This is a genomic window from Mesorhizobium sp. M0802, assembly GCF_040320115.1.
GTDB lineage: Bacteria > Pseudomonadota > Alphaproteobacteria > Rhizobiales > Rhizobiaceae > Mesorhizobium.
This window is the reverse complement of record NZ_JAMYOY010000003.1, coordinates 145,657-163,299: the sequence shown is the minus strand read 5'-3', so window position 1 is coordinate 163,299 and position 17,643 is coordinate 145,657. Positions and strand designations below refer to the sequence as shown.

General features: G+C 64.0%; 16 protein-coding genes and 1 pseudogene. 4 read left to right on the top strand and 13 right to left on the bottom strand.

Features of this window, described 5'->3' with window-relative positions:
• Positions 1-33 precede the first annotated feature (33 nt).
• A pseudogene (locus NKI10_RS06705) lies at positions 34-401 on the bottom strand (four helix bundle protein).
• A 49-nt stretch (positions 402-450) separates the two neighbouring features.
• The gene (locus NKI10_RS06700) at positions 451-1,620 is read right to left on the bottom strand and encodes an isobutyryl-CoA dehydrogenase (RefSeq protein ID WP_352740541.1); all 1,170 of its coding nucleotides are present in this window, start codon (positions 1,618-1,620) and stop codon (positions 451-453) included.
• 148 nt (positions 1,621-1,768) lie between these two features.
• Between NKI10_RS06700 and NKI10_RS06695 the strand changes: the two genes are divergently transcribed.
• Positions 1,769-2,377: a dimethylsulfonioproprionate lyase family protein gene (locus tag NKI10_RS06695; RefSeq protein WP_352740543.1), complete on the top strand. Its 609-nt coding sequence runs from the start codon at positions 1,769-1,771 to the stop codon at positions 2,375-2,377.
• Positions 2,378-2,379: 2 nt separating this feature from the next.
• The gene (locus NKI10_RS06690; RefSeq protein WP_352859241.1) at positions 2,380-3,855 is read left to right on the top strand and encodes a cobyric acid synthase; all 1,476 of its coding nucleotides are present in this window, start codon (positions 2,380-2,382) and stop codon (positions 3,853-3,855) included.
• 149 nt (positions 3,856-4,004) lie between these two features.
• On the opposite strand, the gene NKI10_RS06685 is transcribed toward NKI10_RS06690, so the two are convergent.
• Together NKI10_RS06685 and NKI10_RS06680 are read right to left on the bottom strand one after the other, a co-directional pair.
• Positions 4,005-4,175 carry a hypothetical protein gene (locus NKI10_RS06685; RefSeq protein ID WP_023670429.1) on the bottom strand — a complete coding sequence of 57 codons (171 nt, stop codon included), beginning with the start codon at positions 4,173-4,175 and terminating at the stop codon, positions 4,005-4,007.
• Between the two features lie 52 nt (positions 4,176-4,227).
• Positions 4,228-5,013, bottom strand: coding sequence for a TSUP family transporter (locus NKI10_RS06680; RefSeq protein ID WP_023681754.1), 786 nt, complete (start codon positions 5,011-5,013; stop codon positions 4,228-4,230).
• A 196-nt stretch (positions 5,014-5,209) separates the two neighbouring features.
• Here NKI10_RS06680 and NKI10_RS06675 point away from each other — a divergent pair, with 196 nt between their 5' ends.
• Entirely contained in the window at positions 5,210-5,641 is a 432-nt protein-coding gene (locus NKI10_RS06675; protein ID WP_023688142.1) for a TerB family tellurite resistance protein, read from the top strand.
• Between the two features lie 115 nt (positions 5,642-5,756).
• Here NKI10_RS06675 and NKI10_RS06670 read toward each other — a convergent pair whose 3' ends face one another.
• The 5 genes from NKI10_RS06670 to NKI10_RS06650 all read right to left on the bottom strand — a co-directional run bounded on the left by NKI10_RS06670 (position 5,757) and on the right by NKI10_RS06650 (position 12,392).
• Positions 5,757-7,379 carry an ABC transporter ATP-binding protein gene (locus tag NKI10_RS06670; protein WP_352859239.1) on the bottom strand — a complete coding sequence of 541 codons (1,623 nt, stop codon included), beginning with the start codon at positions 7,377-7,379 and terminating at the stop codon, positions 5,757-5,759.
• The gene (locus NKI10_RS06665) at positions 7,376-8,245 is read right to left on the bottom strand and encodes an ABC transporter permease (RefSeq protein ID WP_352746055.1); all 870 of its coding nucleotides are present in this window, start codon (positions 8,243-8,245) and stop codon (positions 7,376-7,378) included. Before NKI10_RS06665 ends, NKI10_RS06670 begins: the two co-directional genes overlap by 4 nt.
• Positions 8,242-9,189 (bottom strand): ABC transporter permease, encoded by a 948-nt coding sequence (locus tag NKI10_RS06660; RefSeq protein WP_352859236.1) that lies wholly within the window; start codon positions 9,187-9,189, stop codon positions 8,242-8,244. The genes NKI10_RS06665 and NKI10_RS06660 overlap by 4 nt, the downstream gene beginning before the upstream one ends.
• 325 nt (positions 9,190-9,514) lie before the next feature.
• The gene (locus NKI10_RS06655) at positions 9,515-10,990 is read right to left on the bottom strand and encodes an ABC transporter substrate-binding protein (RefSeq protein WP_352859234.1); all 1,476 of its coding nucleotides are present in this window, start codon (positions 10,988-10,990) and stop codon (positions 9,515-9,517) included.
• Between the two features lie 121 nt (positions 10,991-11,111).
• Positions 11,112-12,392 (bottom strand): acetylornithine deacetylase/succinyl-diaminopimelate desuccinylase family protein, encoded by a 1,281-nt coding sequence (locus tag NKI10_RS06650; protein WP_352859232.1) that lies wholly within the window; start codon positions 12,390-12,392, stop codon positions 11,112-11,114.
• Between the two features lie 222 nt (positions 12,393-12,614).
• Between NKI10_RS06650 and NKI10_RS06645 the strand changes: the two genes are divergently transcribed.
• On the top strand, positions 12,615-13,046 hold the full coding sequence (locus NKI10_RS06645) for a L,D-transpeptidase (protein ID WP_023681747.1): 432 nt from the start codon (positions 12,615-12,617) through the stop codon (positions 13,044-13,046).
• 13 nt (positions 13,047-13,059) lie between these two features.
• Here NKI10_RS06645 and NKI10_RS06640 read toward each other — a convergent pair whose 3' ends face one another.
• From NKI10_RS06640 to NKI10_RS06625, 4 genes are read right to left on the bottom strand one after another with little or no spacing between them, the layout of a single operon-like run.
• On the bottom strand, positions 13,060-14,067 hold the full coding sequence (locus tag NKI10_RS06640; RefSeq protein ID WP_352859230.1) for a lipid A biosynthesis lauroyl acyltransferase: 1,008 nt from the start codon (positions 14,065-14,067) through the stop codon (positions 13,060-13,062).
• Positions 14,068-14,071: 4 nt separating this feature from the next.
• Entirely contained in the window at positions 14,072-15,100 is a 1,029-nt protein-coding gene (locus NKI10_RS06635; protein WP_352859228.1) for a zinc-binding dehydrogenase, read from the bottom strand.
• A 36-nt stretch (positions 15,101-15,136) separates the two neighbouring features.
• On the bottom strand, positions 15,137-16,408 hold the full coding sequence (locus tag NKI10_RS06630) for a beta-ketoacyl-ACP synthase (RefSeq protein WP_023751593.1): 1,272 nt from the start codon (positions 16,406-16,408) through the stop codon (positions 15,137-15,139).
• Positions 16,409-16,450: 42 nt separating this feature from the next.
• The gene (locus NKI10_RS06625; RefSeq protein WP_352859226.1) at positions 16,451-17,641 is read right to left on the bottom strand and encodes a beta-ketoacyl-ACP synthase; all 1,191 of its coding nucleotides are present in this window, start codon (positions 17,639-17,641) and stop codon (positions 16,451-16,453) included.
• Positions 17,642-17,643 lie beyond the last annotated feature (2 nt).

Here is a 17,643-nt window from a genome sequence, read left to right as displayed (position 1 = left end):
CAGTAGGCAGTAGGCAGTAGGCAGTAGGGCGACCTATTCGGGTGCGAGTTTGAGAATAAGTTGGCGAAGCATTTTCCGATGGCCTCGGCCGCCAGAAGCAGGTGCTCAGCTTGCCCATGCGTGGCAACGCCAATGCGTTGAGCGACTTGGAGGTGTGTCTCGAACTCCTTAAGCGAGCCTTGGGCTATCCTGAGAAATTGCTGATAGGAGCCTCGGTTGTCTCGGCCATAGCCTTCCGCGATGTTTGCAGGGATAGAGGTTGCTGAACGGCGGATTTGGCTGGTCAGCCCATATAATTCCTCTTTGGGCCATGTCTTGGTCAATGAGTAGGTGCTGACAGCCAGATCCATCGCCTGCTGCCATACGATAAGATCCTTGTACGAGTTGATCTTGCCGGTCATCCTTTGCCTACTGCCTACTGCCTACTGCCTACTGCCTACTGCATACTGCCTACTGCCGTCCGATCAACGCCCGCGCGATGATGACGCGCATGATCTCGTTGGTGCCTTCGAGGATCTGGTGGACGCGCAGGTCGCGCACCAGTTTTTCGATACCGTAATCATGAAGATAGCCATAACCGCCATGCAGCTGCAGCGCCTCGTTCGCGACGTTGAAGCCGATGTCGGTGACGAAGCGCTTGGCCATGGCCGACCATTTGCCGGCATCCGGCCCCTTGCGGTCGAGTTTCGAGGCGGCGGCGTAGAGAAAGATCCGCGCTGCCTGCAATTCGGTCTCCATGTCGGCCAACCTGAACTGCAGCGCCTGGAACTGGTTGATCTTCGAGCCGAAAGCCTTGCGCTCGGCGGTATAGGACAGCGCCTTGTCGAGTGCAGATTGCGCGCCGCCGAGCGAACAGGCGGCGATGTTGAGGCGGCCGCCATCGAGCCCGGCCATTGCGATGCCGAAACCGGCGCCTTCGCCCGACAGCAGATTCTCTGCAGGCACCTTGCAGTCCTCGAAGATAACTTGGCGGGTCGACTGCATGTGCCAGCCCATCTTGTGCTCGTTGGCGCCGAAGGACAGGCCGGGCGCATCCTTTGATACAACGAAGGTGGAAATGCCTTTCGGCCCGTCGGCGCCGGTGCGCGCCATGACGACATAGAGGTCGCTGTCGCCGGCCCCGGAGATGAACTGCTTGGCGCCGTTAAGCACATAGTCGTCGCCGCTCTTCACCGCGCGCGTCTTCAGCGCCGCGGCATCCGAGCCTGAGCCCGGCTCGGTCAGGCAGTAGCTCGCCAGCCATTCCATCGAGGTCAGCTTCGGCAGGAAGCGTTGGCGCTGCTCGTCGTCGCCGAAGCGGTCGATCATCGACGCCGCCATATTGTGGATCGAGATGAAGGAGGAAAACGCCGGATCGGCGTGCGACAGTGCCTCGAAGATCAGCACAGCGTCGAGCCGGCCGAGCGCCGAGCCGCCGACATCGTCCCTGACATAGATGCCGCCAAGGCCAAGCGGGCCGGTCTCGCGGATTACATCGGCGGGAAAGTGTCTTGCCCGGTCCCAGTCGAGCGCATTGGGCGCAACGCGATCGGCGGCGAAGGCCTGTGCCATCTCCTGGATGGCGCGCTGTTCCTCGTTGAGCTCGAACTGGCTGGTGCTCGCATCGACCGCGGCGTCCATGGCGTGCTCCCTGTGTTCCCCATTGGGGGTTGGCTTGCTGGCCTGTTGTTTTTGGCTTTGCGCGCCGCCCAATCTAGACCAATGATGCCGCCGCGCAACCCGGCTCGCCGCGCAGCCGCTGTGCATGAATGGATCAACGGAGCATTGCGTGCCGACACATTTCGACGAATTGCTCGACCGCTTCCATGACTATCTCCGAGGCGTGGACAACGCGCTGGTGCGGGACGCCGTGACCCGGATCGGCTGGAATATGACGGCGCGCGTGCTCGAAGCGCATCCGCTGCCGTGCCTCGGTCTGCTCGACCGCATTGTCGAACTGGCGCCGCCGGACCCGCAGCCTGTGGTGCAACTGCTGGCGGAGCTTCGTGACGATCTGTGCTGGGGGCAGACCTACAACGCGAGCGATTTTGGTGAAGCGTTCTTGCAGAAATACGGCTGGCTGGAGGTGTTTGGCACGCGCGGCCATTTCGCCAATGAAGAGGTCGCGGCCGGATTGCTGATCCTGGGGCCTGGCATCACCTATCCCGACCATCATCACATTGCCGAGGAGATCTACATTCCGCTGACCGGCGGCACCGAATGGCGCATGGGCGAGGGCGGCTTTCATGTTCGCCAGGCGGGCGAAATTATCCATCACGCCTCCAATGTCAGCCATGCCATGCGCACCGGCAGCGAGCCGCTGCTGGCGCTTTACATCTGGCGCGGCGGGCCGCTGTCGCAGAAATCGACCGTTTCCGGCGCGCAGGGCAGGGGCTGAGCATGGCCAAGGCGATCATGCTGCAAGGCACGGGCTCGGATGTCGGCAAGACCGTGTTGGTGGCGGGTCTCTGCCGCGCGGCCAGGAATCGCGGGCTGAAAGTCAGGCCGTTCAAGCCGCAGAACATGTCGAACAATGCCGCCGTCGCCGACATTCCCGGCGACAACCGCGCCGGCGGCGGCGAGATTGGCCGTGGGCAATGGCTGCAAGCGCTGGCGTGTGGTGTTCAGCCGACCGTGCATATGAATCCGGTGCTGCTCAAACCCCAGAGCGACATCGGTTCGCAGGTGATCGTGCAAGGCAAGGTGTTCGGCGAGGCGCGAGCGCGCGACTACCAGACAATGAAAGCGGGGCTGATGGACGCCGTGCTGGAGTCCTGGACGAAGGTCGGTGAGGGCGCCGATCTGGTCATCGTCGAGGGCGCCGGATCGCCGGCCGAAATCAACCTGCGCAGCCGCGACATCGCCAATATGGGCTTTGCCACGCGCGCCGACGTGCCGGTCATCTTGGTCGGCGACATCGACCGCGGTGGCGTCATCGCTTCGGTCGCCGGCACGCATCTGATCCTGCCGGAGGAAGACAGGCGCATGATCGTCGGCTACCTCATCAACAAGTTCCGCGGCGATGTCTCGCTGTTCGACGACGGCATCCGGTCGATCGAAAGCTTCACCGGCTGGCGCTGCTTTGGCGTCGTGCCGTGGCTGAAGGCGGCGGCGCGATTGCCGTCCGAGGATTCGGTCGTGCTCGAACGCGTGACGTCGGGCGAGAAGCGGGCGTTGAAGGTCGCGGTGCCGATGCTGTCGCGCATCGCCAATTTCGACGACCTCGACCCGCTCAAGGCCGAGCCGCAGGTCGAAGTGGTGTTCGTGCCGCCGGGGCAGCGCTTGCCGGAGGATGCCGGCCTGGTGGTCATTCCCGGTTCCAAATCGACGATCGGCGATCTCATGAAGTTCCGCGAGAATGGCTGGGATCGCGATCTCCTCGCCCACCGCAAACGCGGCGGCCATATCGTCGGCATTTGCGGCGGTTTCCAGATGCTCGGCCGCCTGGTGCGCGATCCCGATGGCATCGAGGGCAGCGTCACCGAGGCGGAAGGTCTTGGTCTGCTCGACATCGAGACGGTGATGGAACCGGAAAAGACGGTGCGCAATGTCAGCGCGCGCTCGGTGCCGTTCGGCCTGGCGCTCGAGGGCTACGAAATCCATCTCGGCCGCACTACCGGGCCGGACATGGCGCGGCCGTCGGCTGTGATCAACGGCATCGACGACGGTGCCATTTCCGCCGATGGCAAGGTTTTTGGCAGCTATCTGCACGGCCTGTTTTCCGCCGACGCTTTCCGGGCGAGATTCCTGGAAAGCCTCGGCGTGAAAGGCGGCGGCGTCGACTATCGGGCGGAGGTGGAAAACGCTCTGGACGAGATCGCAGCCGAACTGGAGCGCCATCTCGATTGCGATGCGATTTTTGGGTTAGCGAGGTAGGGCCGTCCACCGTTTCGTCATCCTCGGGTCTGCGCGTCCGCTTTGCTTCATGGTCAACCTCCGCGCGGAAGAGCCTAACAGACCATGCATCCAAAGCAAAAGCGCCCGGCTTTTGACCGGGCGCTTCGAATTGCAGAGGTCGCGGGTGCCTAGGCGCCGCGCATCAGGCAGGCGGCGGCAAGCACGATGTATGCGATGAGGACAATCCACACCGCAGCCAGAGGAATGAACGCAAGAACGCCAAGCGCGGCGAGCACGCCGATGATGGCGATGACAAGGGATATGATGAAAACAAGCTGAGTGGGTGCACTAAGATTCATGTGTGGTCCCTCCAACATGATTCGTACAACGGCACTCTATCAGGCGTGAGGCTTATACACCAATCAGCTGGCGCAATGGGTTTGCCGGGTCGGCCAGCAGCTTCACCGCCAGCGCCAGGCAGATGATCACCAGCAGCGGCTTGATCAGCCGGGCGCCGATGCGGATGGCAAGGCTGGCGCCGAGCCGGGCGCCGAGGAACTGGGCGACGCCCATCATCAGCCCGATCTTCCAGTAGACGACGCCGGCGACGGCAAAGACGATGAAGCCGCCAATGTTGGAGGCGAAATTGAGCAGCTTGGTGTGTGCCGTGGCCTTGAGCACGCCGAAGCCGGCGAGGCTGACGAAGGCCAGCATGTAGAAGGAGCCGGCTCCCGGCCCGAACAGCCCGTCATAGAAGCCGACCAAAGGGGCGATGACCAGCCCGAACAGGAAGGGCGACAGGCGCTCGGCGCGGTCGACATCGTTCATGTTGGGTTTCACGGCGAAGTAGATCGCGATGGCGATTAAAAGCAGCGGCAGCAGCGCCCGCAGGAGATCACCCGGCACGAATGCCGCCAGCAAGGCGCCGACGGCACTGCCGGCAAGGGCCAGAAGCGCCGATGGCAGCTGTCGGCGCAGATCGACATGGCCATTCATGGCGTAGTGGATGGTCGCCGAAGCGGTGCCGAAAATGCCCTGCAGCTTGTTGGTTCCAAGTGCTGCGACCGGCGGGAAGCCGGCAAGCAGCAGGGCCGGGATGGTGATCAGCCCGCCGCCGCCGGCTATCGAATCGACAAAGCCGGCTGCAAAGGCGGCGAAGGCAAGCATGATGACGGTCTGGGTAGCGAGGTCGAGCATCGGGATTTTCTGAACATTCCGGCGGGAAAGGTGGTGCCGCGCCTTCTCATGGCCATCCGGTTTGCGCAAGGCCGATTCCGCGCTACGTCCATCCAAGCGCGTTGCGCTTGGATTTCCTGTGGTGCATGTCATTATCTCAGTACCGCTGCGCAGTTTTGGGTCATGTGCGCTGGGCGGGCTCGGGAAAGGGACACTGTTGGCGATGGCATTGCTCGACCAGATACGCTCGATCTTCGATGGTGACCCCGGCGTGCGCAAGGTTGCCGACGACCCCGTGCTGTCGGCGGAACTCTTGATGCTGTTTCGCATGATCCTGGCCGACGGCTCGGTTTCGGAGAGCGAAATGGTCGCCTTCCGGCGTATCTGCAAGGACGCCTTCGGCATCCCGGAAACCAGCATCGACGCGGTCATCGAATATCTCAATGATTTCGGCTACGAGACCAACGGTTCGCAAGCCATTGCGCTCTTCCGCGATCTCGATGTCGAACGGCGCAAGTTGCTGGCGCTCCACATGGCGGAGATCGCCAAAGCCGATTCCAAGCTGGCCGAGAGCGAAGTGCGGCTGCTGCGCCGCACGCTCGATTTGCTCGACATCAGCCCGGTCGATGTGGTGAAGCCGGAGGAGTGAGGCAGACCAGGGGCAACGGCCGCCCAGCCGGGTCCCCGCTGCTTCGCAGCGTCCCAGCGTTTGTGACCTTTCATCGTGCCGCTGGCACGATGAATTCGCTGCGCGAACCGGTCACTTACCCCTGTTCCTGCATACGGTGAGCGATCGCCCGATGCAGATCGGGCGCAGCCGCGACCAGCGCCCTGGCCGCCTCCGACTGCGGATGATCGAGCACGTCACCGGTCTTGCCGCGCTCGACGATCCTGCCGTCATGCATGACCAGCACCTCATCGGTGATGGCGCGGGCGACGGTCAAATCGTGGGTGATGAAGAGATAGCCGATGCCGAGCTTCTGGTTGAGCTCTGCGAACAGATCGAGGATCTGGGCGCGGATCGAGACGTCGAGCGCCGAGACCGGCTCGTCGGCGACGACCAGCTTCGGCCTGGTGATGATGGCGCGGGCGATCGACAGGCGCTGGCGCTGGCCGCCGGAAAACTCATGCGGATATTTGTCCATGTCGCTGGTGCCGAGGCCGACCTCGTGCAGCGCATGCGCCACCATCTCGCGCCGCTCAGCCGGTGTCGGCTTCGTCTCCAGTACATGCAGCGGCTCGGCGACCAGTTTTACGACCTTCTGGCGCGGGTCGAAAGAGCCGTAGGGATCCTGGAACACGACCTGCATGTCGCGCCGCGCGGCTTTGAGCTCCGCCTCGCTTTTGCCGGTTATGGTCTCGCCGCGAAAGCGGATCGTTCCCGATGTCGATTTGTCGAGCGCCAGGATCATGCGGGCAAGCGTTGACTTGCCGCAGCCGGAGCGGCCGACCAGCGCCACCGATTGGCCCGGCGCCAGCGACAAGGACACGTCGTCGACGGCGCGGATCGGAGCCGCTGACTTGAACAGGGAGGTGCGCCGGCCCGGATAGTCCCGTGTCACGCCTTCGACCTCAAGCAGCGGTTTGCCCTGGCCGGCGGCGTGAACCTTGGCGCGCGCGGGCACGTGCATGGAGGCCAGCGCCAGCTGGCGCGTGTAGGGATGCAGCTGTTCCGACAGCGTGCGTGCGGTGTCGCCGGCTTCCATCACCTCGCCATGGCGCAGAATGGTGATGCGGTCGGCCATTTCGGTGACGACCGCGAGATCGTGCGAGATCAACAGCAGGCCCATTCGGTTTTCGCTGACAAGGCCGCGCAAGAGGTCGAGGATCTGCGCCTGCAGCACCACGTCGAGCGCCGTGGTCGGCTCGTCGGCGATGAGCAGCTTGGGTTTCAGTGCGCAGGCAATGGCGATGACGACGCGCTGGCGCTGGCCGCCCGACAGTTCGTGCGGATAGCGCGACAGCGGGAATTTGGCCTCGGGCAGGCCGACGCGGTCGAGCATTTTGCGCGCCCGGTCTTCGGCTTCCGCGCGGCTTGCCCTGGTGTGCCAGCGTATGCCTTCAGCGACCTGCTCGCCGATGGTCTTGACCGGGTTCAGCGCCGTCATGGGCTCCTGGAACACCATGCCGATGTCATCGCCGCGCAACGCGCACATCTGGTCCTCTTTGGCCGCGAGGATGTCGATGCCGTCGAAGGTCACGCAGCCGGTGGCGCGCGCAGCATGCGGCAGAAGCTGCATGATGGTCAGCGCCGTCATCGATTTGCCCGAGCCGGATTCGCCGACCAGGCCCATCACCTCGCCGGGCGCGACGGAGAGGTCGACCCCTTTGAGGATCGACGTGCCGCCGATCGCCAGCGACAGGTTCTCGATCTGCAGCAGGCTCATCGCTGTCGCCGCGATTTCGGGTCGAGTATGTCGGCGATGCCATCGCCGAGCAGATTGAGCCCAAGCACGGTGACGACAATGGCCATGCCGGGGAAGATGGCCATCCACGGCGCCACCACCATGCGCGTCTGGGCGTCGAACAGCATGCGGCCCCAGCTCGGCATTGGCGGCTGGGCGCCGAGGCCGACATAGGAGAGACCGGCTTCGGCCAAAATGCCGAGCGCGAACTGGATGGTGCCTTGCACCAGAAGCAGCGTGGCGATGTTGGGCAGCACGTGCTCGATTGTAATCTGCGTCTTGCTCTTGCCGGCGGCGCGCGCGGCGAGAATGAACTCGCGTGGCCAGATCGCCAGCGCGCCGGCGCGGGCGACGCGCGCAAACACCGGGATGTTGAAGATGCCTATGGCGATGATGGCGTTGATGGCGCCCGGTCCGAAGATGGCGGTGATCATGATCGCCGACAAAAGCGCCGGGAAGGCGAAGACAAGGTCGTTCAGCCGCATCAGTGCCTCGTCGACGAACCCGCCGCGCGCCGCGGCGAAGGCGCCGAGCGGCACGCCGACGCCCATGCCGATGCCGACCGCGACCAGCGCCACGGCGATCGAGTTGCGGGCGCCGACCATGATCATCGACAGGATGTCGCGGCCGAAATGATCGGTGCCGAACCAGTGCGCCGCAGAGGGCGCGAGCGTCTTGTCCGAGATCACCAGTTTGGTCACGTCGTAGGGCGTCCAGACGTAGGAGATGACCGCTATTGCAGCCACCAGCACCGTGATGGCGCAGCCGATGAGGAAGGAGCGGTTGCGGAAGGCCTTGGCCAGAATGCTGCCCAACGTCTCCTGCGGGATGTCGATGTGCAGCGTCATTGCCGGCCTCGAAGGCGCGGATCGACGATGGCGTAGGAGACGTCGACGACGAGGTTGACGGCAATGACGGCGACGACCAGCAGCATGACGATGCTTTCCACCACGATCAGGTCGCGCTGAGTGATCGCCTGGAACACCAGCCGTCCGAGGCCGGGGAGATAAAAGACGTTCTCGATGATGATGGTGCCGGCGAGCAGGAAGGCGAATTGCAGGCCCAGAATGGTCAGAACCGGGATCATCGCGTTGCGCAGCGCGTGCCGCCACAGCACGGCGCGATAGGGCAGGCCCTTGGCGCGGGCGGTGCGGATATAGTCCTCGTTCAGCACCTCGATCAGCGCCGAGCGGGCAACGCGCGCCAGGATTGCCGCCTGCGGCAGAGCGAGGGCGATGGCCGGCAGCAGCAGCGATTTCAGCGCCGGCCAGGCGCCGGCGCTCCAGCCGGGAAAGCCGCCGGCCGGCACCAGCCGCAACCAGACGGCAAAGAGGTAGATCAGCATCAGCGCGAACCAGAAGTTCGGCACGGCGACGCCGAGTTGGGCGGCGCCCATGGCAATCGTGTCACCGGCCCGCCCGCGCCGGCTGGCGGAATAGAGCCCGACCGGGATGGCAATGTTGGTGGACAGCGCCAGCGCGATCAGCGCCAGCGGCAGGGAAACCGCCATGCGCTCGCGGACAAGGTCGATGACCGGCACTGAATAAGTGTAGGAGCGGCCGAAATCGAGGCTGAGCAGACCGCCGACCCAGTGGAGGTAGCGCAGGAGAAGCGGCGCGTTGAGGCCCATCTGGTTGCGCAGGAGTTCGACCTGCTCGGCGCTGGCGTTGAGGCCAAGCATCAGCCGCGCCGGATCGCCGGGCAGGACTTCGAGCACGGCGAAGACGACCATCGAGGCCAGGATCAAGGTGGCTACGGCAATGGCGAGGCGTTGGAGGAGGTAGGCGGTCATGGTGGAGGGGCGCCCGGTGCGGCTGCGCCCTGAAAGTCGAGTTCCCGCCCACCCCCCTCTGTCCTGCCGGACCCGGACCTTCGCTGTCGCTTCGGGCGTTCGTTGTTCGGAAAGCCAAGCAATTGGCTTTCCGTCCGCTGCGCGGACCACTCCTCACCCCCCGCAAGGGGGGAGATCAGCAGTTTCTGTGTCGTCGACCAGCGTTCAACGTTCGCGATAGGCGAAAGCGGAGATGATAGCCCGATCTCCCCCCTTGCGGGGGAGATGCCCGGCAGGGCAGAGGGGGGTGTGACGGAGCGCAAACGCCGCCCTTTGGCCCGCCGCCTCAATCCGCCCACTTCACCTTGGTCAGGTCATTCGCCTGGATCGGCGCGTTTTCCCACAGGCCCTGCAGCTTGGCGTCCCAGACGCCGACCTTCGGCAGTTCATAGAGGAAGCCGACCACGGCGTCGTCGGCCAGGATCTTCTGTGCTTCGCCGAGCAGCGTGTTGCGCTTGGCGTCGTCGGAGGTGAGGTTCAGCTCGGCGATGATCTTGTCGAAGGCGGGGTTGTCGTAGTTGAAGTAGTAGTCCTTGCGCGAGTAGATATCGATGTCGTTGGGCTCGGTGTGGGAGACGATGGTCAGATCGTAATCCTTCTTGGTGAACACCTGATCCAGCCACTGCGCCCATTCGACCGGAATGATTTCCAGGTCGATGCCGACATCGCGCAGCTGCGAGGCGATGATCTCGCCGCCAAGCCGTGCATAGGAAGGCGGCGGCAGCTTCAGCGTCGCCTTAATGCCGTTTTCGAAGCCGGCTTGCTTCAGCAGCTCCTTGGCCTTGTCGACATTGTGCGGGTACAGGCCGGTGAGGTCGACATAGGCCTTGCTGGCGGGCGACATGTGCGAGCCGATCGGCACGCCGAGGCCGGCCGAGGCGCCGTCGATGATCGCCTTGCGGTCGAGCGCGAAGGCAATTGCCTGCCGCACCTCGAGCTTGTCGAAAGGCGGCTTCTTGTTGTTGATCGCCAGAATGGTCTCGCCCTCAGTCGAGCCGATCACCACCTTGAAGCGCGGATCGTCCTTGACCTGCGCGACGCTGTCGGGATCGAAGAAAGGGAAAGCCTGGATGTCGCCGGAGAGCAGCGCCGGCACGGCGGCGGCGGCGTCGGGAACGATGCGGAACTCGGCCTTGTCGAGGAACACCGGGGCGCCCCAGTAAGTGTCCGATTTCACCAGCGTGATCGACGAGCCCTTGGCCCAGCTCTGGAATTTGAACGGGCCGGTGCCGATGGGCTTTTCCTTGTTGGTGTCGGCGCTCTCGGGCGCCACGATCACCGCGTCGCCCCAGCCCAGATTGTAGAGGAACGACCCCTGCGGGTTCTTCAGCGTCACCTTGACCGTCGTCGGATCGACGACTTCGACCGTATCGATGGAGGCGAACAGGGCTTTTTGCGCGTTGACCGAATTGTCGGCGCGGGCGCGGTCGAGCGAGAATTTCACGTCGCCGGCGTCGAAATCGCTGCCGTCATGGAATTTGACGCCGGTGTGCAGCTTGAAGGTGTAGACCTTGCCGTCATCGGAAATGGCCCAGCTCTCGGCGAGGTCGGGCAGCACTTCGCCATTCGGACCGATGCGGGTCAGGCCCTCGAAGACGTTGGCGTAGAGCACTTCGTCGATCGCCGCGGCAGCACCGGCGGTCGGATCGAGATGTGGCGGCTCGAGCGGAATGCCGATCACCAGGTCGGTGCGTGCGGCAAATGCCTGACTGCCGGCCAGTGCCAGCACTGCGGCGGCAAGAATGGTTTTCCACAATTTCATCGTGCAACTCCCAAATGCTCGAACCCTGGTGCGATAGAAGCGTGATTTCGAGGTGGAGTAAATTGCGTTTCGTGCTCTGCAGCGCCGCGGGGAGGAATGTTTTTTCAGCGAAGTCGATGGTTCAGCCCTCGGCCGTGCCCCTGAGCAGCACATTCAGCCCGATCGCCATCACCTTGGCCGACTCCACCATATCAGAGATACCGACCCATTCGTCGGGCCGGTGGGCGAGGTCCAAAATGCCTGGGCCATAGGCGATGCAATCATAGATGTGGCCGATGCGGGCGATGTGCTTCTGGTCGTAAGTGCCTGGTGAAATGACATAATCCGGCTCGCGGTCGAAGATCGCCATGATGCCTTGCGCCACCGCCTTGACCACCGGCGCGTCGCGCTCGGTCATCAGCGGCAGCACCTCCATCAGGTCGCGAATCTCGTAGTCGAACTTTTTGCGCTCGCGCTTCAGCCGGTCGAGGATATCGGTCACCTCGCTCTTGACCGTGGCAAGGTCCTCCTCGAGCAGGAAGCGGCGGTCGATGGTCAGCCGGCAGGCGTCGGGCACGTTGGGTGAGGGCAGGCCGGGGCGGAAATCCTCGGTCTGGCCGCCATGGATCGAGTTGATGTTCATGGTCGAGCGCTTTGCGCCTTCGGGCACGACAGGCATGCGCGTCACCTTGCGGTCGAGCGCCGGAAACAGTTTGTCCTCGAAGGCCTGCAGCACGGCGCCCATATGGCGCACCGCATTGTCGCCGAGGAACGGCATCGAGCCATGCGCGATCTCGCCCTTGGTCTCGATCTCCGCCCACCAGACGCCGCGATGGCCAAGACAGATGCGGTCCTTGTTCAGCGGCTCGGGGATGATGACGTGGTCGACCTTGGGTTTCGAGAAATAGCCGAGCCTGGCCAAATGGGCGACGCCGCCGAAGCCGCCGGACTCCTCATCGACCGTGCCCGAAATTTCGATGGCGCCGGGAAAGTCGGGGAATACCTCCATGAAGGCTTCCGCCGCGATGATCGAGGCGGCCATGCCCCCTTTCATGTCGCAGGCGCCGCGGCCGTAGACCTTGCCGTCCTTCACCACCCCGGCAAAGGGATCGACGCTCCAGCCTTCGCCGGCTTCGACCACATCGATGTGCGAGTTGAAATGGACACAGGCTCCAGGCGAGCGGCCGTCGAAGCGGGCGACGACATTGACGCGGGGATAGCGGTCGGTGTCGCCGGGCGTGCCTTCGGCGCGGATGAATTCGGTTTCGAAGCCAAGCCTGCCTAGGCGCGCACCGATATATTCGGCGCAGGGGCGATAGGCTTCGCCAGGCGGGTTGATGGTCGGGAAGCGGATCAGGTCGGCGGTCAGTGCGACCAGGTCATCAACACGGGCGTCTATCGCTTTGAAGAGTCGTTTGTTCATTCCCGGATTTGAGCAGGCAAGGGGGTGGTTTTGCAAGCATCGCGCCACTGGCGCCGAAACTTCGTGTCGCAGCGGCAACTATGGCGGAAAATCGTTCAAATTCGCTGCTTTAGATTGGCGAATTTATCAAGGAGTGTGTGTTAGATCACTCACCTGTCGTTAAAAAGATGAAAAACCGCGTGATGACAGGGCAGGCAAGGGGCATCAAAGGGGTTTGATCTCATGACTAAAATCGTTCTCATGGCAGCTGCTTTTGCGGCGATGCTGTTCGGCACGTCCATCGAAAGCAGGGCTGCCTCGCTGGTGGCCAGCATCGACGTCTCGTCGCAGACCATGACCGTCAGCCAATACGGCCAGGTGCTTTATCGCTGGAGCGTGTCGACCGCCCGCAGTGGCTATTTCACGCCGCGCGGCACCTATCGGCCGCAACGCACGGCGCGGATGTGGTATTCGAAGAAATACCACATGTCGCCAATGCCTTACTCGGTGTTCTTCCATGGCGGCTACGCCATCCACGGCACCGGCGCGGTCAGGCAGCTAGGGCGTCCGGCATCGCATGGCTGCGTGCGGCTGCACACCGCCAATGCCGCGATGTTCTATGCGATGGTGCGCGAAGTCGGCTTCGGCAATACGCGGATCGTTGTGACGAACTGAGGCTTTCGACGACTTAAGATTGACGCTGCCCCTGGCCGGTGGCGTTGGCCTGTCCGCGCCGGCGGCGACGCCGGCCTGAGATTTCCCACCTTTTGTGGAACCACATCCACTGTCCCGGATCTTCGCGCACCCAGCGCTCGACCACGTCGGCGAGCAGTTGGGTGGTGGCCGCGACATCGACGCTGCCGCTTTCATTGCGCGGCAAGGTCAGCTTGTCCTCGATCTCGAGGCGGAAGCGGTTGCCTGGCAGCCGCACACATCGCGCCGGATAGACGTCGCAATCATAGTGACGGGCGAGCATGCCCAGAACCGGATTGCTCTGGCATGGGCGATTAAAGAAGATCGTCTCCAGTCCGCTGGAGAATTTCTGGTCGACCAAAACGCCGATATTGCCGCCTTTCTCCAGAATCGACGCCAACGCGAAGGAGGCGCCGGTCGAAGACGGCAGCAAGGCGCCCATGCTCGAACGCCGCGTCGAATGGATATAATCGGCGAGGTAAGGATTGTTCGGCGGACGAAACAGCGCCGTGATCTTCATGCCGAACGTCGCGGCAGCCACCGGCAGCAATTCAAAATTGCCGAGATGGCCGGTGAACAGGATATGCGGTTTGTCCTCGCCAGCTATCTGATGGAAATGGTCGGCGCCACCGACTTCGACGCGGCCGGGCGTCGCTGCGTTCGGATCATAGTCGAAGAGCGCGTCAAGAAAGATGTATTCGGCGGCGAGCCGGGCCATGTTGCCCCACATGTCGGAGGCGATGGCCTCGATCTCGACGTCGCTCTTTTCGGGATAGGCAAGGCGCAGATTGTCGATGGCGACGCGGTGGCGCCCGACACGGGGGCCGATGCGGCGGGCCGCGCGGTCGGCGAAATTGAGCGCCTTGTCGGCGGGCAAGAGGCGCAGCAGCGAGATGATCGTCATCGCCGCGCGCGCCACCAGCCAGTGCTCCATCTGGCGCAGTTTTCGGCCATAGCGGAACATGAAGTCCCGGCGGGCTTTCTTGAACACCGAGCCGGCCATTGTCCTAGGAAACGCGCAGGATGATCTTGCCGAACACGTCGCGGCCTTCCATGCGCTTCAGCGCGGCGTCGATGCCGTCGAAGCCGACCTCGGTGTCGATAACAGGTGCTACCTGTCCCGCCGCCATCTTCTGCATGGCGTTGGCCATGTTCTCCATGCGGCAGCCGAAGGACCCGAGCAGCTTCAGCTGCTGCTGGAACAGCTGCATCAGATTGATCTGGGTCGACACGCCGGAGGTCGAGCCGCAGGTAACGAGGCGGCCGCCGCGCTTGAGGCACAGCATCGAGGCGGCAAAGGTGTCGGCGCCGACATGTTCGAACACGACATCGACGCCCTTCTTCCTGGTGAGCTTGCGCACGACGCCTTCGAAACGATCGTCGCGGTAGTTGATGACATGGTCGGCTCCGAGCGCCTTGGCCTTGTCGATCTTGTCGTTGGAGCCGACCGTGGTGATGATGGTGCAACCCATGCGCCTGGCCAGCTGGATCGCCGCCGAGCCGATGCCGGAGCCCCCGGCATGGATGAGGATGGTTTCGCCGGGCTGCAGCTTGGCATTGTCGAACAGCATGTGCTCGACGGTGCCGAAGGTAACGGGTGCGACAGCCGCGCCGACATCGCTCACGCCTGGAGGGGCCGGGACCAGCAGGCGCGCCGGCAGGTTGATCTTCTCCTGCGCAAAGCCGTCGAGATGGAAGCCGTGGACGCCCGAGACATGTTCGCAGAGATTGTCACGGCCTTCGCGGCAGGCGCGGCAAAGGCCGCAGGTGCGCGCGCCGTAGATCGACACCAATTGTCCGGGCAGCAGGCTGGAGACGCCGGGGCCGACAGCCTCGACCTCGCCGGAGGCCTCGGCGCCGACGACCAGCGGCAGCTTACGCTTGGCGAAGGCCATCCCACGCCAGCCCCAGACGTCGATATGGTTCAGCGCCACCGCCTTGATGCGCAGCGTGACTTCGCCCAATGCGGGGGGCGGCGGGGGCGGCAGGTCCACCGTTTCAAGACGGCGGTCCTCGACAAGTTGCAGTGCGCGCATGGGGCCTGTCAGTTCAGTCTGGCTGAAAAAGGTCGCTTAGACCGGTTCCCGCGCCATGACAAGGCAAGTGTTCTGGCCGCCGAAGCCGAACGAGTTCGACAGCACCGTGCCGACTTCGGCATTGCGCTTCTTGTTGGGCACCACGTCGAGCACGATTGCCGGGTCGGGATTGTCGTAGTTGATGGTCGGCGGAATGACGCTTTCGCGCATGGTCATCAGCGAAAACGCCGCTTCGACGGCGCCGGCCGCCGACAGCGTGTGGCCGATCATCGACTTGTTGGACGAGACCGGCATCGAGCCGATGCGATCGCCGAACACGGTCGACAGCGACAGATGCTCCATCTTGTCGTTTTCCGGCGTCGAGGTGCCGTGAGCGTTGACGTAGTCGATCTCGTCCTTGCTCAGGCCGGCATCCGCAAGGGCGGCGCGGACTGCTGCGATCGCCGGCGAACCGTCGGGCTTGGAACGGGTGCGATGGAAATCATCGGCCTTTTCACCGCAGCCGCGCAGGATGCCGAGAACGCTGGCGCCCCGGGCAAGGGCTGCCTCAAGCGATTCCAGCACCAGCGCGCCGGAGCCTTCGGCCAGCACAAAGCCGTCGCGGTCCTTGGAGAAGGGTTTTGACGCCTTTTCAGGGATGTCATTGTGGGTCGACAGCGCCGAGAGCAACGAAAAGCGGATCAGCGCCTCGGCGGTTGCCGAACCGTCGGCGCCGATCGACAGCGCCCGGTCGCATTCGCCGCGGCGGATCGCCTCGACGCCGAGCTGGATGGCGGTGGCGCCCGAAGCGCAGGCCGTCGACAGCGTGATCGGCAGGCCGCGCGTGCCAAAGCGGTCGGCCAGCCGGTCGGCGATCGCGCCGAACTGCGTGCTTGCGAACGTACCTGTTTCCTTCAGCCCGCGCGCCACCCTGAGCAGCCTTTCGGCGCCGGCGCCTTTGCCGTCGGAATTGTAGAGCGCGAAGCGGTCGTGCCAGTCGAGTTCGACCGGCGGCGAGGCGAGGAAGAGCGGGCCACCGAAGTCAGAGGACTCGAGGCCGGATTCGGCCACCGCCTCCTTCGCTGCGGTTTCGGCCAGTTCGTAGGTCAGCAGGCTGGCGCCTTTCGAGCTTGAGTCGAGGAAATCGACCATGCCGGAGATGCGGGTGTTGAGGTGGTCGACGGGAAAGCGGGTGATCGGGTGGATGCCCGATTTGCCGGAGGTCAGTGCCGCCCAATTGTCGGCCTTACCGATGCCGAGCGAGGTTACCACGCCGATGCCGGTGACGGCGACGATCGGCCTGCCCATATGATCTCTGAGATTGGCCATCCGGAACCTCTTAACTTTGCAGCATGATCGCTCAGCGCTGCTTCAAGCAGCGTTGACCAGCGCCATGCCCTCGAATTGGTGATAGCCGATCGCCGTTGCGAGCACGGTTTCGGGAATGCCTTCGAACGGCTTCTCGGCCGCGGCGTCGAATACGGGGTAGGGGGCCTTGCGGTCGACGGCCAGGGCGGCGAGGGCGACCGCGAATGGAAACTGCGCTTCCTTCATATGCCCGGTCAGCGTGGCGAAGCCGCGCGCCGATATCGCCGGATTGGCATCCAGCGCTGACTTTTCGGCTGACGTTGCGGTATGCGCCCCGGATGCGCCCGACAGGGCCAGCAGCTTGCCGCTGGGGAGAGTTGCCTGTTTGAGCAGTGTCGCGATCTCGGCGTCAAGCTCGCCGCGCGAACGCCGGGCGCGGCCTGAGACGACCGGTCCGAGCTCGGCATAGATTTTCCGCCCACGGCTTTGCGCGTGTTCGCGCTGCTCCAGCACCAGGAACGCGCCGCCGGAGCCGGAGACCAGGCCACCGCCCTCGGCGCCCTGTCTCTGCCAGACCGGCTTCCATGGGCCGCGATGCAGATAGCCGGCCAATTCATAGCCGAGCAGCATGTCGGAATGTTCGGTCTGGAAGGCGCCACCTACCAGTATGTGGGTCGACTGTCCGGAGCGGATGCGCGCCGCGGCGGTCTCGACGGCGGCGACGCCGGCACCTTCCTCGCCCATGAAGGTCCTCGACGATCCCGTCACCTTGTGGACGATGGAGATGTTGCCGGCGAGCAGATTGGAGAGCTGGGCCAGGAAAAGCGTCGGCCGCAATTCGGTGGTCAGCTTCTCGTTGAGCAGCACGTCGCGGTCGTTGCGGCTCTCGGACGCGGCGAGGATGGCGGCATCGACCGCCTCGTCCCGCTCGCCGCCGCCGGCGGCCACCACCATGTCCATCGTCGTGCAGAGATCGTCATTGCCCTTGATGCCGGCGTCGTCCAGCGCCATGCCGGCGGCATAGGTGCCCAGCCTCTGCCAGGTTTCCATCTGCCGCTGGTCGCCGCGCTTGGCGATCTGCAGGTTCCAGTCGATCTCCGGCAGCGGATGCACGGTGTAGGGCGCAAAGCGCGCGGATTCGAGCACCGGCTGCAGGCCCGCTTGCGCCAGCTTCTGCCAGTGGGTATCCGGACCCTCTCCCAGCGAGGAGACAAGGCCGATACCGGTGATGACGACGTCGCGAGGGCTGCTCATGA